The organism is Streptomyces sp. NPDC001544 (assembly GCF_042894285.1).
In the GTDB taxonomy this organism is placed as follows: domain Bacteria; phylum Actinomycetota; class Actinomycetes; order Streptomycetales; family Streptomycetaceae; genus Streptomyces.
Window position 1 is genome coordinate 329,845 of the sequence record NZ_JBIAVN010000005.1, and the last position, 14,565, is coordinate 344,409.

Genomic DNA, 14,565 nt, shown 5'->3' on the forward strand with positions numbered 1-14,565 from the left:
CCTCCAAGACGCCACACGGGATTTAGTCCATACCAGGGGGTATGGTATCCGGCCCTGCGACACGATCGGGACACCCGTACGGGCTTCGGCGTCTCGAACGCCCACCTTCGGCGGCTCTTTTGGTGCGCCGGCGGGACGTACGGGAGCGGCCTCGAGCATGCGGAGTGCGACACGGAATTGTCCACCCGTGGACAGGGCACACCTTTGCACAGGCCAGCGGGCCGCAACAAGGGATCCCCCGGTTTTGCGCTCCGCTCGTCGGCCCTAGCATTTTGACGAATTGTCAACAGCCCGGTTTTTGTGGTTCTCCCCCGTCCCGGCACGGTAATCGCCCGTTACGCGTCCGGCCGGGGCCCCGTAGCGTTGAGGCCATGACAGCCACGGAGAGCAGCGCGGCCATCGCTTCCGAGTCCCTGCGTCAGCGGGTCGGGGAGTTCGAGCAGGCGGGGTTCACGGTGGTACGCCGGCTGTTCGGGCGCGACGAGATCGACCGGCTGTGCGCGGAGTTCGCGGCACTGCGCGCGGCCGGTCCGGTGCCCGGGCACTTCGAGCCCCGCGCCCCCGCACCGGGCGACGGTCCGGCCGACCCGCTGGACGCCTACCCGAGGGTCATGCATCCGCACGAGATCAGCGGCCCGGCCCGGGACGTCCTGCTCGACGCCCGGCTGCGCACGGTCCTGGAGGCGTTGCTCGGGGAGGAGGTGCTGGCCGCGCAGAGCATGTTCTACTTCAAGCCCCCTGGCGGCCGGGGGCAGGCCCTGCACCAGGACAACTTCTACCTCCGGGTGGAGCCGGGGACCTGTGTGGCCGCGTGGGTGGCCTGCGATGTGATCGACCGGGACAACGGCGGGCTGGAGGTCGTCCCCGGCACGCACCGGATGGACCTGTTCTGCCCCGAGGAGGCGGACGCCCGGCTGTCGTTCGCGCGGGAGTACGTGCCCCCGCCGCCCGGTCTGAGCCCGGTGGCCGTCGACATGACGCCCGGTGACGTGCTGTTCTTCAACGGCAGTCTGGTGCACGGCTCCTCGCCCAACCGCAGCGCGGACCGGTTCCGCCGCTCCTTCATCGGGCACTACGTCGGCCGCTCGGCCGAGCGGATCGGCGGCTACTACCGGACGCTGTCCATGGCGGGCGACCGGGTCCCGCTGCCCCGCAGCGAGGGAGCCGGTCCGTGCGGCACGGAGTTCGCACCGCACGGACCCCACTGACCGTCAGTGCCCGCTGATGGCGTGCGGGGTGTAGGGCGCCTCGAGCTCCTCGATCTCCTTGTCGCTCAGGGAGAGTTCGACGGCGGCCACCGCGTCCTCGATGTGCCCGGGCCTCGAGGCGCCGACGACCGGCGCGGCCACCGTGTCCTGGTGCAGCAGCCAGGCGAGGGCGACCTGGGCGCGCGGCACGCCCCTCTCGCCCGCGATACGGGTGACGGCCTCGACGATCGAGCGGTCGCTCTCCGGGTAGAGCCTGCTGCCGAAGTCGTCGTTGGCGCTGCGCTCGGTGACGGCGCCCCAGTCGCGGGTGAGCCGGCCGCGGGCGAGGGGACTCCAGGGCAGGACGCCCACGCCCAGGTCGGCGCAGAGCGGCAGCATCTCCCGCTCCTCCTCGCGGTAGAGGAGGTTGTAGTGGTTCTGCATGGACACGAACTTCGTCCAGCCGTGCCGCTCGGCCGTGACCTGCGCCTTGAAGAACTCCCACGCGTACATCGAACTGGCCCCGATGTAGCGGACCTTGCCCGCCTTGACCAGGTCGTGCAGCGCCTCCATCGTCTCCTCGACCGGGGTGTGACGGTCGTAGCGGTGGATCTGGTAGAGGTCGACGTAGTCGGTGCCCAGGCGGCGCAGGCTGTGGTCGATCTCCGTCATGATCGCCTTGCGGGACAGCCCGGCGCCGTTGGGTCCGGGCCGGGTCCGGCCGTGCACCTTGGTGGCGAGGACGATCTCGTCCCGGTCGGCGAACTCGCGCAGTACCCGGCCGACGATCTCCTCGCTGGTGCCGTCGGAGTAGACGTTGGCCGTGTCGAAGAAGTTGATGCCCGCCTCCAGCGCCTGCCGGATCAGCGGGCGCGACGCCTCCTCGTCGAGGGTCCACTCGTGGACGCCGCGGTCGGGCAGGCCGTAGGTCATGCAGCCCAGACAGATCCGCGAGACGTCCAGGCCCGTCGAACCGAGCTTCACGTACTGCATCGTTGCCGCTCCTGCCTTCGGGTGGGTTGCCGGAAGTCGAGCGTACGTCGTCCCGGGCCGCCTGCCGGGTCCGACTTGACGGCCGCCGCGGGCGGGGGATTTGATCACCCACGTGCCGTCACCAGCCCCCCAGGATGTCTCCCGCGCCGGACGTCTCGGAACGGTCGCAGGCGCCGTCGTGCTCGCCGTCACCGCGGCCCTCGGGGGCGCGGGATGCGGTTCTTCCGGTGGCACGCCGGGGCCGCCCGCGACCGGTCCGGCGAAGGGGGCGGTCCGCCTCCCGCCGCGCGCCGCCGGCTTCGACTACCAGATCGGCGGCCCCTACCGCCCGCCCGCGGGTGTCCGGATCGTCAGCCGCGACCGTTCGGCGTCCCCCGCGCCCGGTCTGTACAACGTCTGCTACGTCAACGCCTTTCAGGCCCAGCCCGGCGAGCGCGCCTCCTGGCCGGCCGACCTGCTGCTGCGTGACGCGCACGGCGAGGTGGTCGTCGACCGGGACTGGAACGAGCCGCTGCTGGACATCCGGACGCCCGCCAAACGCCGGCGCGTGGCCGAGCGGGTGGACCGCTGGATCGACGGTTGCGCGGCCAAGGGCTTCGACGCCGTCGAGCCGGACAACTACGACAGCTACACCCGCTCCCGGCATCTGCTCACCGCGGACGACGCGACCGCCTTCATCACCCTGCTGGCCCGGCACGCCCACGCCCGGCACCTGGCCATCGGCCAGAAGAACACCGTGGAGCTGGCCGGGGACCGGAAACGGACCGGGCTGGACTTCGCGGTGGCGGAGGAGTGCGCCGAGTACGACGAGTGCGGAACGTACGCGAAGGCTTTCGACGACCGGGTCCTCGTCGTCGAGTACTCCGACGCGGGCCTGCGCAAGGCGGTGGCGGGCTTCGGCGGACGGCTGAGCATCGTGCGCCGGGACGTGCTGGTCTCCACACCGGGCAGTGACGGGTACGTGCGCAGGACGCGGTGAGGCCGCGGCCCGGGGGGCCGCGGGGGACGGACGGGCGCGCGGTTGCTGCCCGCAGGTGACCGGTCGGCGTGGGAACGGCCGGGCGTGCCTCGGGGTGGCGCATCCTCGGCGCAGGCGACCGGCGCCAGGCCGGTCACGGCCGTACGGAGGAACCGCCGTGCCGACACGTCCGAGCACGCCCAGGATTCTGGCCGGGGCGGCGCTGCTGCCCCTCGTCCTCGTCTCACCCGCGTGGGGGCGGCCGGCTCCACCCCGGACGGTCGCGGCCGAGCCGCCGGCCACGCTGTGCGCGACCGCCGGGGTCCTGCGCGGCGAGCACGGCCAGCGGGCCACCGTCAGTCTGTGCGCGGACGACGGCACCCCCACGATGTCCGTCTCCGCCCCGGCCACGTGCGGGCGGGCGGGAACACGGGTGCGCTACACCTGCCAGACCTCGGGCCGGTGGACGGCCCGGCACGGCGAGCGGACCGCCCTGTCCGGGACGCTGCCCGGGGCGGCCCAGTACCCCGGTCCCGGGACGTACGACATCTCGGCCACCGTGCGTGTACGGTCGGCGCCCGCCGGGGTCGACCTGCGGGGCACCGTGCAGGCAAGGCTCACCCTCACCGCGCCGCCGCCCGAGCGGACGCACCGCATCCAGGTGGACCGGGGCGCGGTGCGGGCCGGTGCCGTGACGACGCTGACGTACACGGTCCACCGTGACAGTGCGCAGGGTGACGGCAGTGCACGGTTGGGGCTGATCGGCGAGGAGGGCAGCGGAGTGCGGTTGTCCACCGCCGACGGGCGCTGCGTCAACCCGCTGGTCGGCCGCTATCCGTCGAGGACCCGGCTGACCCACTCCCTGGACTGCGCGCTCACCGACCTCCAGCCGGGCCGTCCCGCCAAGGTGGTCGTCCGGGTGACGGTCGGCGGCACCTGCTCCACGGTGGTGTCCAAACTGGGCTACTGGATGCCGCAGGGCCAGGCCCTGTACACCGGCGGCACGCTGGCCGGGCCGACGGTCGGCTGCCGGTCCTGAGGTCCTTGCCCGCTGATCCGGCGCGCGCTCCCGGGCTATGGCCTGTCCGGCGGATCAGGTCGCAGGGCACGGGCGTGCCAAGCCCCGCGTCTGCGGCATGATCCGCCGGACAGGCCCTGGGCCCGGACGCGCGCCGTCCTGCGGGCACCCTGCGGGTGAAGGCGCCTTCCCGGGTCAGCCGGCCGGTTCGGTCACCTTGATCGCGCCGACCGGGCAGGCTCTGGCCGCTTCCCGCACCATCGGGTCGCCGCCCCCGTCCTCCCGGCCGGGGATCAGGGCGCTGTAGCCGTCGTCGTCCTGGGTGAAGACGCCCGGGGCGGCCAGGGCACACTGGCCGGCGCCGATGCAGGCGTCCTTGTCGATGTCGATGTGCATGGCAGGAGCCTCCTACCAGGTCACGGGGAGTTCCAGCATCCCCTGGATCGTGTCGCCCGGTTTGAACGGGATGTCCTCCGGTCGGGCGGCGAGCCGCAGTCCGGGCAGCCGGGCGAAGAGGGTCCCCAGGGCGATCTCCAGCTCCGCACGGGCCAGGTTCTGGCCCAGGCACTGGTGGATGCCGAAGCCGAAGCCGACGTGGTGACGGGCGGGGCGGTGCCAGTCCAGGGTGTCGGGCTCGGCGTAGACGGACTCGTCGCGGTTGATGACCGAGGTCGCGAAGACCACGCCGTCACCGGCCCGGATGAGGGTCCCCTCCACCTCGATGTCCTCCAGGGCGGTCCGCAGCAGCCCGTCGGCGATCGACAGCAGCCGCAGCAGTTCCTCGACGGCGGAGGGCAGCAGTGCGGGCTCGGCACGGAGTTCGGCCAGCCGCCGGGGGTGCCTGAGGAGCGTGTAGGTGCCGAGCGAGATCATGTTCGCGGTGGTCTCATGGCCGGCGATCAGCAGGATGACGGCCAGGGACACGGCGTCCGCACGGTCCAGCGTGCCGTCGCGCATCTGGTGGTGGACGAGGTCGTCGAGGATGCCCTCACCGGGCCCCGGCTGTTTCGCCTTGCCGTCGATCAACTCGCCCAGATACGCCTCCAGCCGGTCCCGGGCGTCCAGGGTGTCGGAGGGCGCCGGGCCGCGCAGCAGACGGCGGGACTGTTCCTCGAAGAACTCGTGGTCGGCGTACGGGACGCCCAGCAGGGAGCAGATCACCATGGACGGCACCGGCAGCGCGAACGCGCCGACCAGTTCGGCGGGCGGCCCCTGGCCGATCATGGCGTCCAGCCGCTCGTCGACGATCCGCTGGATGGCGGGCCGCAGTTCGGCGGCGCGCCGGAGGGTGAAGTCCGGGACCACCATCCGCCGCTGGGCGCGGTGTTCGGGGTCGTCGACGCCCAGCAGGGCGACCCTGCGGTCGCGGACGGCCGCGATGCGGGGGGTGGTCGCCGGGAAGCCGGGGCGGTTGCGGTCGGAGGACAGCCGCGGGTCGGCCAGCAGCGCGCGGGCGGTGGTGTGACCGGTGACCAGCCAGGCCGGGCGGCCGTCGAAGAGGGTGACACGGGCCAGGGGGTGCTGCGCGCGCAGCGGGTCGTAGGCGGTCGGTGGCTGGTAGGGGCAGGTGCGGTCCTGGGGGAAGGCGACGGGCTCGGAGTGAGCCATCGGTGCGGTCGTTTCCGTCATGGCGGACCTCGCAGACGAAGGGTGCGTGCCGATCTTCAATTAGATGCCCGGGGCATCTATGAGGCGACGGCAAGTTCGGCCAGATCGGTGATCCGCGCCTTCTGGCCGAACACCATGCCCGCGGCCGTCGTGATCGGGCCGATATTCGGTTGCGGGTGCCGACTCGCGGGCCGCAGGATCGCCCGCATGTTCACCACTGACACCATCCTGCCGCCGATGTCCGCCGCCGTCCTTCCGGTGCGCGTCCAGCAGCGGCCCGGCCGCCCCCGGAGGCCCGATCCCGCGCGCCCGTGACGGCGGCGCTCGTCGCGGGCCTGATCGCGGGGTACGGCGTCGCCGTACCCGTCGGCGCGGTCGCGACCTACCTGGTGTCCCTCACCGCTCGTACGTCCCTGCGGACCGGCGCGTGTGCCGCGCTCGGCGTGGCGAGCGCGGACGGTCTGTACGCGCTCCTCGCCACGCTGGGCGGCTCCGCCCTCGCGGCGACGCTGCGGCCGCTGCTCGGGCCGCTGCGCTGGGCCTCGGCCGTGGTCCTGGCGGCACTGGCGGTGCTGGGCGCGGTGACCGCCGTACGGCAGTACCGCGCGCACCGGCTCACCACCCGGTCCCAGCAGCCACCGCCCGGGCCCGGCCGCGCCTACCTGGGCCTGCTCGGCGTCACCCTCCTCAACCCCACCACGGTGCTCTACTTCGCCGCCCTGGTGCTCGGCACCCGCGCCGGGGACGCCGCGCGTCCGCTGGAACAGGGTGTCTTCGTCCTCGCCGTCCTCGCCGCCTCCGCCAGTTGGCAGCTGCTGATCGCCGGCGGCGGCGCCCTCCTCGGCCGCGCCCTCACCGGGCACCGGGGGCGGCTGGTGACGGCGCTGCTGTCGAGCGGTGTGACCATGGCGCTCGCGGTGCGGGCCGCGGTGGCACCCGGGTGACATCCGCCTGGCTCGATCGGGTGCCGGGCGGGGACGGCCGTGTTCCGGATCCGGCCGGGCGAACCGTGGTACGGATGATTCGAGCACCGGCCGACGTTGGCACACGGTGCAAGTGACCGGCAGGACCGTCGAAGGGACGAACGTCATGCCTCTCGAGGGCGAGTACGAGCCCAGCCCGACCCAGTGGGTGCGCGAGCAGGTCGAATTGTACGAGAGCTCCGGCGGCACCAAGGGGACGACACTGATGGACACGGGAATGCCCGTGATCCTGTTGACGACCCGGGGCGCCAGGAGCGGCAAGATCCGCAAGACCCCGCTGATGCGGGTGGAGCACGAAGGGCGGTACGCGGTGGTCGCCTCGCTGGGCGGCGCGCCGAAACATCCGGTGTGGTACTTCAACATCAAGGCCGACCCGCACGTGGAACTGCAGGACGGCCCGGTGAAGCAGGACATGACGGCCCGTGAGGTCACCGGCGAGGAGAAGGCCCGATGGTGGGAGCGCGCCGTGGCCGCGTACCCGCCGTACGCCGACTACCAGGAGAAGACCTCCCGGGAGATCCCGGTCTTCGTCCTGGAGCCGGCCGGCGGCGCGTGATCCGCGCCGTACTTCAGAAAAATCTGTTTCGGGGAGGCATGGACCGTCCCCGCCCGGGCACCAGAAGGTCAGGCCCCGCCGCGTTCCCCCGTCGCGGCGGGGCTTTCCCGTGCCTCGTCCTCCGGCCGGTCGGTCACGTCGAGGAAGATCTGGTCGGCTTCGGGGACGGCCTCGGTGAGCGACCGTTTGATGCGCATGGCGACCTCCTCGACCCGCTCGCTGTCGAGGCCGGGCACCAGGTCGATCCGGGCGGCCACGAGCGTGGAGTCGAGGCCCATCTTCATCGTGAACAGCGCCTCGACGCTGTCGATCTCCGGCTGCTCCTCCAGCAGTGTCCGGATCCGGCCGCTCAGCTCCGGGTCGGCGGCCTCCCCGATGAGCTGGTCGCGGGCGTCTCGGCCCAGCCGGTAGGCGACGTACACGAGCAGTACGCCGATCGCCAGCGAGGCGGACGCCTCCCAGACGACCTGTCCGGTGGCCATGTGCAGGGCCATGCCGACGATGGCGAGGGTCACGCCGAGCACCGCCGTGCCGTCCTCGGCGACCACGGTGCGCAGGGCGGGGTCCTTCAGGCTGCCGCCCTGCCGGCGCACCTGGTGGAGCGCCCGGAACAGGGAGGCGCCCTCGGCGAGCAGCGCGACACCCAGCACGATCAGGCCCGCCACATAGCCGCTGAACTTCTCCTCGGCGCCGCTGTGGAGTGCCTCGGCGCCCTGGAAGAAGGAGAAGCAGCCGCCCATGACGAAGATGCCGACGGCGGCCAGCAGGGACCAGAAGAACCGCTCCTTGCCGTAGCCGAAGGGGTGCCGTGCGTCGGCGGGGCGACGGCTGCGGCGCAGCGCCGCCAGCAGGAAGACCTCGTTCAGGCTGTCGGCGACCGAGTGCGCCGCCTCGGACATCAGGGCGGGCGACCCCGCCAGCAGTCCTCCGGCGGCCTTGGCGGCCGCGATCACCAGGTTGGCGGCGAGCGCCACCCAGACGGTGATCCGTGTCTTCCGGTCGGCCTGGTGGTCGCCGCCCCCGGCCCGGTTCGCCTCCTGTCCGGTGCTCCGCCCGGGGGACCTGCCGCCGTCCCGGTCCGTGGTCGTCTGTTTCCGCTGTCGCGTCGTCTCTTCCGAAGATGTCCCGCTCACCACCGCCGGTTGCCCCCAGCCGGGACGGCTCACACCGTGCCGACGGCGGAAATCGGGGAACGCGTTCCCCAGGACGCCCCCTGCGGCAAGGAGGAAACATGGGTGGCGACGGCAACCGCTCGTACGGCCACAAGACGTTCACCCGGTCCAAGAGCCACTTCGCGGACCGGATCACGGCGGACGGCCGGGACGGCTGGCCGGTGGAGGCGGGCCGCTACCGTCTGGTCGTCAGCCGCGCCTGTCCGTGGGCGAGCCGGGCGGTGATCTCCCGCCGGCTGCTGGGACTGGAGGACGCCCTGTCCATGGCGATCGCGGATCCGGTGCAGGACGACCGGAGCTGGCGCTTCACCCTGGACCCCGACGGCCGCGACCCCGTGCTCGGCATCCGCTTCCTGGCCGAGGCGTACGACCGGCGGGAGACCGGGTACCCGGGCGGGGTGAGTGTGCCGGCGGTCGTGGAGGTGGCCGGCGGGCGCCTGGTCACCAACGACTACCAGCAGCTCACCCTCGACCTGGCCACCGAGTGGACGGCGCTGCACCGCCCGGGCGCACCGGATCTGTATCCGGCCGCCCGGCGCGACGAGATCGACGAGGTGATGGCGGGCGTCTACGAGGACGTCAACAACGGTGTGTACCGCGCGGGGTTCGCCACCCACCAGGAGGAGTACGAGGCGGCGTGCGCCGCGGTCTTCCGGCGGCTGGAGCTGCTGACGGAGCGCCTGGCCCGGCAGCGCTACCTGGTCGGCGACACCCTCACGGAGGCGGACATCCGGCTGTTCACCACACTGGTCCGTTTCGATGCCGTCTATCACGGTCACTTCAAGTGCAACCGGTGGAAGCTGGCGGAGAACCCGGTGCTGTGGGCGTACGCCCGTGACCTGTTCCAGACGCCCGGCTTCGGTGACACGGTCGACTTCGACCACATCAAGCGGCACTACTACCAGGTGCACAGCGGCATCAACCCGACCGGGATCGTGCCGCTCGGGCCGGATCTCGCCGGCTGGCTCGCGCCGCACCACCGGGAGGAGCTCGGCGGCCGGCCGTTCGGCGACGGGACGCCGCCGGGGCCGGTCCGTCCGGGTGAAGAGGTACCGGCCGCAGGGCGGCCCTGAAAGACGTACAGATCGCGACGAAGGAGTTCCACACGTGGCCAAGAAGAAGAAGCTGCCCCTCGCCTACCAGCCCGTCGGCTTCGTGCTGAGCTGGGCGAGCGGGGCGCTGGCCGGGATGGCCTTCCGCAAGGCGTGGAAGGCCATCCGGCACGAGGACGACGCGCCCGACGCGCTGGACCCGGACCGCGGCTGGGGCGAGATCCTGCTGGCCGCGGCGGTCCAGGGCGCCATCTTCGCGGTGGTGCGCAGCGCCGTGGACCGCACCGGGGCCAAGGCCATCGAGCGCTCTACGGGGGTGTGGCCGGCGTCCGACAAGGGAGGCCGGGACTGACCGGCCGACGACTGAACCGGTGCCTCCCCCTCAGCCCTGCTTGGGTGCGGTGGGAGGCACCAGGCGCACCGTGAAGGAGTGCCCGGACGGGTCGGCGTAGCCGCGTTCCTCGTACGGTCCGGCCGGGGCCTTGGTGTCGAGGGGCCGGCCGCCGAGCCCGATCACCCGGCGTTCGGCCTCGTCCAGGTCCTCCACCAGGAAGTCGAGGTGTACCTGGAGGGAGTTCTCGGGGCGCGGCCAGCTCGGCGGGGTCGCGTTCATGTCCCGGCGGAACGCCAGCCTAAATCCGTCGGCCGCCCTGATCTCGACGACGTTCGCGGACGCGGCCGTCTCCTCCCCCTGCAGCAACTCCTTGTAGAACTCGGCGAGTTTCTCCGGCTCGGCGCAGTCGAGCACCACAACGCCCGTTTTCACAAGTGCCATTGCTTCCTCCGTTGGGATGAGAGAGACCCTTCCCTGCGGATATCCCGGCCCCGTGGATTCAGTCGGCCACCGGCCACGTCCCGTCGCGCATGAGGTCGCGTCCGTCCGGACGACGCCCAGGGCGAGGCCCTGCCCGACGCCGCGCACCTGCTCGACTTCCTGGACAGCCGTCCCGCTATCCTGGACACCTGTCCAAGAAAAGGGGAGTCCTGGTCGTGGAGATCGTGGCGAACATACTGGTCGGCCTGGTGGCGGCCCTGCACGCGTACATTCTGGTGCTGGAGATGTTCCTGTGGCAGAAGAAGCCGGGACGGGGGCTGCACGGCTTCGACCGGGAGATGGCACGCGCGACCGCGCCGATGGCCGCGAACCAGGGGCTGTACAACGGCTTCCTCGCGGCGGGCCTGGTGTGGGGGCTGGTGGCCGCCGATCCGACGGGGCCGCGTGCGCAGGTTTTCTTCCTGTGCTGCGTCGTGGTCGCGGGCGTGTTCGGGGCGGTCACGGCCAACCGCCGCATCCTGTTCGCGCAGGCGCTGCCCGGTGCGCTGGCGCTGACGGCTGTGCTGGCCGCCTGGTGACCCGGCACGCGCCCGAGGACCCACGGGCCGCCCGTACCCGGGCGCGGCTGCGCGCCGCCCTGCTCCAGGAGTGCGCGGAGCGCCCGTTGACGGAGGTCGGCGTGGCGGCGCTGGTACGCCGGGCCGGGGTGGGCCGGGCCACGTTCTACGTGCACTACGACGGGCTGGAGGCGCTGGCCGTCGACGCCTGCGCGGACGTGGTGCGGGAGGCGGTTCAGGCGCTGCACGCCTGGCGCGGCCGGCCCGATCCCGTGCACGCCCCGCCCGCGCTGCTCGAGTTCTTCGCGGGCCTCGCCCCGCACGCCTCCCTCTACCGCGCCTTGCTCACCCCGGGCGGTGGCGGGCCGCTCGGGCAGGTCCTGCACCGCGACCTGAGGGCCCGCAGCCTGGCCGAGCGTGAACGGGCGGGCGCCGCCGACGCCCCGCTGGTCGCCTCGGCCGTGGCCGCGACCTTCGCCGGCGTCCTGGCCGACTGGCTGCACGGCCTGCTGACGGCGAGCTCCGACGAAATCGCCCACCATGTCTGGCAGTTGCTGGTCGCGCTGCACCGCAGCCGGTGACGGCTCACCGGCCGGCCGGAAAGGACAGGGGCGTTCAGCGTGTCGCCTGGAAGGTCCGCCGGTAGGCCTGCGGGGACACTCCGATCGCCGCGTGCAGGTGCTGGCGCAGGGACGCGCCCGTGGCGAAGCCGACCTCGCCGGCGATCTGGTCCACGGACAGGTCGCTGGACTCCAGCAGGTGCCGGGCGCGGGCGACACGCTGCTGGATCAGCCAGCGGCCGGGGCTGAGACCCACCTCGTCACCGAAGCGGCGGGCGAAGGTGCGCAGGCTCATCCGGGCGTGGCCGGCGAGGTCGGTCAGGGTGAGGGGTTCACCGAGGCGCTCCAGGGCCCATGCGCGGGTGGCGGCGGTGCTCGCGGCGGCGTACTCGGGCACCGGCTGCATGATGTACTGCGCCTGGCCGCCGTCCCGGAACGGCGGGACCACGCAGCAGCGGGCCACGAAGTTCGCCAGGGCGCTGCCGTGGTCCTCGCGCACGAGGTGCAGGCAGATGTCGACGCCGGAGGCCGCGCCGGCCGAGGTGAGGAACCGGCCGTCCTCGACGAAGAGCACGTCCGGGTCGAGGGTGACGCGTGGGAAGGCACGCCTGAAGCGATCGGCGACGGCCCAGTGCGTGGTGGCCCGGCGCCCGTCGAGCAGTCCGGCCGAGGCGAGGACGAACGCGCCCGTGCAGATGGAGACCACCCGGGCGTGCTCCGGGATCCGCGCGAGCGCCGCCGCGACCTCGTCCGGCAGTTCGTCGGGGATGCGATCGGTCGGGAAGGACGTGATCACCACGGTGTCCGCGGACTCCAGCACGTCGGGGCCGTGCTCGACGGTGATCGAGAAGTCCGCACTGGTGCGCACCGGTTTCCCGTCGACCGTGCAGGTCAGCACCTCGTACCGGCCGTCGGCCGCGCCGAGGATCCGGCTGGGGATGCCGAGTTCGAAGGGATAGACGCCGTCGAGGGCCAGGACCACGACCCGTTCCACACGCTGCATGGCACGATCGTATCGAAGGTTGGCAATCATGCCATTTCCTTGGAGGGCGGCCCACGGCAGGCTGGTCCACCATGAGCGATGCGAACACCATGCGTGCGATCAGTCAGGACGTCCTCGGCGGGCCCGAGGTCCTCAAGGAAGTGGAGCTGGAGCGGCCCGCGCCCAGGCCGAACGAGGTGCTCGTGCGGGTGCGTGCCGCCGGGATGAATCCCACCGACTGGAAGCACCGCGCCACCGGCGGTTTCCTGGGCGAGCCGCCCTTCGTGCTGGGCTGGGACGTCTCGGGCGTGGTGGAGGCGGTCGGCATCGGCGTCGCCGCCTTCGCGCCCGGTGACGAGGTCTTCGGCATGCTGCCCTACCCCCTCGGTCACGGCTCGCACGCCGAGTACGTCACCGGCCCGGCCCGCGCCTTCGCGCACAAGCCGGCCTCCGTGGATCACGCCCAGGCGGGCGCGCTGCCGCTGGTCTCCCTGACCGCCTGGCAGGCGCTGGTCGAGACGGCGGACGTGCGGCCCGGTCAGCGCGTGCTGATCCATGCGGCGGCCGGTGGTGTCGGCCATGTGGCCGTGCAGATCGCCAAGGCGCGCGGCGCGTACGTGATCGGCACCGCGAGCGCGGGCAAGCACGACTTCCTGCGCAGGATCGGGGTGGACGAGGCGGTCGACTACCGGGAGACGGACTTCGCCGAGGCCGTGAAGGACGTCGACGTGGTGCTGGACACGATCGGCGGGGACTACTCCCTGCGTTCGCTGCGCGTGCTGCGCCCGGGCGGGGTCGTGGTGTCGATCCTCCCGGTCGGCTCCGGCGACTTCTACGAGGAGGCCGAGCGGCTCGGTGTGCGGGCGGTGCGGATGCTGGTCGACGCCTCGCGCAGCGGCATGAAGGAGATCGCCCGGCTGGTGGAGGAGGGCAGCCTGCGCGCCACCGTCGCCGGGACCTTCCCGCTGGCCGATGCCGCGAAGGCGCACGCGCTCGGCGACACCGGCCGCACCACCGGGAAGCTGGTCCTGCTGGTGGACTGAGTCAGAACGTCAGTACGGGCTTGATGGCCTTGCCCGCCCTCATGTCCCGCACCGCCTGCTCGATGTCCGCGAACGGATAGGTGCTGATCAGGCGGTGCAGTGGGAGCCGTCCGTCCCGTACCAGCTGGACCAGGGCGGGGATGAAGGTCTGGGTCTCGCTGTCGCCGAGGGTCAGGCCGACGACCTGCTTGCCCCCGAGCATCCCGTTGACGTCCAGGGCCACCTCGGTGCCGAACGGCGGGGCGCCGACGATGACCAGGGTGCCGCGGGCGCCGAGCGCGTCCACGCCCTGGCGCAGCACGCCGGCGTTGCCGGTGGTCTCCACGATCCCGTCGGCGCCCTGGCCGCCGGTGATGTCGGCGAGCGCCGCGGCCAGGTCCTCCTCCCCCGCGTCCACGGTGTGCGTGGCGCCCAGTTCGAGGGCCAGCTGAAGCCGTTCGCCGACCCGGTCGACGGCGATGATCGTGGTGGCCGGGGTGAGGGCTGCGGCCATCACGGCGGACAGGCCGACGGCGCCGGCGCCGAGCACCACGACGGTGCTGCCGGTCCGCGGCTTCAGTACGTTCCACACGGCGCCCACTCCGGTCTGCACTCCGCAGCCCAGCGGGGCGAGGGACGCCAGCGGCAGGTCGTCCCCCGTCACGTCCACCTTCACCAGGCTGCGCCGGTCCACCAGGGCCCGCTCGGCGAACGAGGACTGGCCGAAGAAGTGGCCGCCGAGCGGCTCGCCGGCCCGGCTGATGGTGCCGCTGCCGTCGGCCCGGCGGCCGCCGATGAGGTTCAGCGGCAGCCATGTCGTGCAGTACGCGGGGTGCCCGCCGTGACAGTTGCGGCACTCACCGCAGGAGGTGAAGGACAGGATGACGTGGTCACCGGGCGCGACACCGGTGACCGCGGAGCCGACGGCCTCGACGACGCCCGCTCCCTCGTGGCCCAGCACTCCGGGCAGGGGGAAGGGCAGTCCGCCGCTCGCCACGCCCAGGTCCGTGTGGCACAGGCCGGCCGCCACCATGCGGACCACCGCCTCGTGCGGTCCTGGCTCGTCGAGTACGACGTCGGAGAGGGTGAAGGGCGCTCCCCCGGACTCGACCACGGCGGCGCGTGTGGTGATGGACATCGCG

At 72.6% G+C, this 14,565-nt stretch carries 18 protein-coding genes; 10 read left to right on the forward strand and 8 right to left on the reverse strand.

Translation table 11 applies throughout. The features are described 5' to 3' along the window. The first annotated feature begins 371 nt into the window (after positions 1-371). Positions 372-1,208, forward strand: coding sequence for a phytanoyl-CoA dioxygenase family protein (locus ACFY0F_RS16560; protein ID WP_388793765.1), 837 nt, complete (start codon positions 372-374; stop codon positions 1,206-1,208). A 3-nt stretch (positions 1,209-1,211) separates the two neighbouring features. On the opposite strand, the gene ACFY0F_RS16565 is transcribed toward ACFY0F_RS16560, so the two are convergent. Then, positions 1,212-2,180, reverse strand: a complete 969-nt coding sequence (locus ACFY0F_RS16565; RefSeq protein WP_388793767.1) for an aldo/keto reductase — start codon at positions 2,178-2,180, stop codon at positions 1,212-1,214. Between the two features lie 112 nt (positions 2,181-2,292). Between ACFY0F_RS16565 and ACFY0F_RS16570 the strand changes: the two genes are divergently transcribed. Both ACFY0F_RS16570 and ACFY0F_RS16575 read left to right on the forward strand, forming a co-directional pair. Further along, positions 2,293-3,159: an endo alpha-1,4 polygalactosaminidase gene (locus ACFY0F_RS16570; RefSeq protein ID WP_388793769.1), complete on the forward strand. Its 867-nt coding sequence runs from the start codon at positions 2,293-2,295 to the stop codon at positions 3,157-3,159. Between the two features lie 157 nt (positions 3,160-3,316). After that, a complete protein-coding gene (locus ACFY0F_RS16575; protein ID WP_388793770.1) occupies positions 3,317-4,177 on the forward strand; it encodes a hypothetical protein in 861 nt (286 codons plus the stop codon). Positions 4,178-4,351: 174 nt separating this feature from the next. Here ACFY0F_RS16575 and ACFY0F_RS16580 read toward each other — a convergent pair whose 3' ends face one another. Genes ACFY0F_RS16580 through ACFY0F_RS16590 form a run of 3 tightly spaced genes read right to left on the reverse strand, consistent with a single transcriptional unit; the run spans position 4,352 to position 5,973 of the window. Beyond that, complete coding sequence (locus ACFY0F_RS16580) at positions 4,352-4,552, reverse strand: ferredoxin (protein WP_388793772.1); 201 nt, start codon at positions 4,550-4,552, stop codon at positions 4,352-4,354. Between the two features lie 12 nt (positions 4,553-4,564). Then, positions 4,565-5,785: a cytochrome P450 gene (locus tag ACFY0F_RS16585; protein ID WP_388793774.1), complete on the reverse strand. Its 1,221-nt coding sequence runs from the start codon at positions 5,783-5,785 to the stop codon at positions 4,565-4,567. Positions 5,786-5,841: 56 nt separating this feature from the next. Continuing rightward, a complete protein-coding gene (locus tag ACFY0F_RS16590; protein WP_388793775.1) occupies positions 5,842-5,973 on the reverse strand; it encodes a hypothetical protein in 132 nt (43 codons plus the stop codon). Positions 5,974-6,075: 102 nt separating this feature from the next. Here ACFY0F_RS16590 and ACFY0F_RS16595 point away from each other — a divergent pair, with 102 nt between their 5' ends. Next, positions 6,076-6,708 (forward strand): LysE family transporter, encoded by a 633-nt coding sequence (locus tag ACFY0F_RS16595; RefSeq protein ID WP_388793777.1) that lies wholly within the window; start codon positions 6,076-6,078, stop codon positions 6,706-6,708. A 145-nt stretch (positions 6,709-6,853) separates the two neighbouring features. Further along, positions 6,854-7,303, forward strand: coding sequence for a nitroreductase family deazaflavin-dependent oxidoreductase (locus ACFY0F_RS16600; protein ID WP_388793779.1), 450 nt, complete (start codon positions 6,854-6,856; stop codon positions 7,301-7,303). Positions 7,304-7,371: 68 nt separating this feature from the next. On the opposite strand, the gene ACFY0F_RS16605 is transcribed toward ACFY0F_RS16600, so the two are convergent. Beyond that, positions 7,372-8,289: a cation diffusion facilitator family transporter gene (locus ACFY0F_RS16605; protein WP_388794089.1), complete on the reverse strand. Its 918-nt coding sequence runs from the start codon at positions 8,287-8,289 to the stop codon at positions 7,372-7,374. A 245-nt stretch (positions 8,290-8,534) separates the two neighbouring features. Between ACFY0F_RS16605 and ACFY0F_RS16610 the strand changes: the two genes are divergently transcribed. Continuing rightward, on the forward strand, positions 8,535-9,548 hold the full coding sequence (locus tag ACFY0F_RS16610) for a glutathione S-transferase family protein (protein ID WP_388793780.1): 1,014 nt from the start codon (positions 8,535-8,537) through the stop codon (positions 9,546-9,548). A 34-nt stretch (positions 9,549-9,582) separates the two neighbouring features. Next, the gene (locus ACFY0F_RS16615) at positions 9,583-9,879 is read left to right on the forward strand and encodes a DUF4235 domain-containing protein (protein WP_388793782.1); all 297 of its coding nucleotides are present in this window, start codon (positions 9,583-9,585) and stop codon (positions 9,877-9,879) included. A gap of 30 nt (positions 9,880-9,909) precedes the next feature. Here ACFY0F_RS16615 and ACFY0F_RS16620 read toward each other — a convergent pair whose 3' ends face one another. Then, on the reverse strand, positions 9,910-10,302 hold the full coding sequence (locus ACFY0F_RS16620) for a VOC family protein (protein WP_388793784.1): 393 nt from the start codon (positions 10,300-10,302) through the stop codon (positions 9,910-9,912). Between the two features lie 215 nt (positions 10,303-10,517). Between ACFY0F_RS16620 and ACFY0F_RS16625 the strand changes: the two genes are divergently transcribed. Both ACFY0F_RS16625 and ACFY0F_RS16630 read left to right on the forward strand, forming a co-directional pair. After that, positions 10,518-10,880: a DUF1304 domain-containing protein gene (locus ACFY0F_RS16625; protein WP_388793786.1), complete on the forward strand. Its 363-nt coding sequence runs from the start codon at positions 10,518-10,520 to the stop codon at positions 10,878-10,880. Further along, positions 10,877-11,440, forward strand: coding sequence for a TetR/AcrR family transcriptional regulator (locus ACFY0F_RS16630; protein ID WP_388793788.1), 564 nt, complete (start codon positions 10,877-10,879; stop codon positions 11,438-11,440). The genes ACFY0F_RS16625 and ACFY0F_RS16630 overlap by 4 nt, the downstream gene beginning before the upstream one ends. 34 nt (positions 11,441-11,474) lie before the next feature. On the opposite strand, the gene ACFY0F_RS16635 is transcribed toward ACFY0F_RS16630, so the two are convergent. Continuing rightward, positions 11,475-12,422, reverse strand: coding sequence for a GlxA family transcriptional regulator (locus tag ACFY0F_RS16635; protein ID WP_388793790.1), 948 nt, complete (start codon positions 12,420-12,422; stop codon positions 11,475-11,477). Between the two features lie 71 nt (positions 12,423-12,493). Here ACFY0F_RS16635 and ACFY0F_RS16640 point away from each other — a divergent pair, with 71 nt between their 5' ends. Beyond that, the gene (locus ACFY0F_RS16640) at positions 12,494-13,444 is read left to right on the forward strand and encodes an NADP-dependent oxidoreductase (RefSeq protein ID WP_388793792.1); all 951 of its coding nucleotides are present in this window, start codon (positions 12,494-12,496) and stop codon (positions 13,442-13,444) included. Position 13,445: 1 nt separating this feature from the next. On the opposite strand, the gene ACFY0F_RS16645 is transcribed toward ACFY0F_RS16640, so the two are convergent. After that, positions 13,446-14,561 carry an NAD(P)-dependent alcohol dehydrogenase gene (locus ACFY0F_RS16645; protein ID WP_388793794.1) on the reverse strand — a complete coding sequence of 372 codons (1,116 nt, stop codon included), beginning with the start codon at positions 14,559-14,561 and terminating at the stop codon, positions 13,446-13,448. Positions 14,562-14,565: the final 4 nt, after the last annotated feature.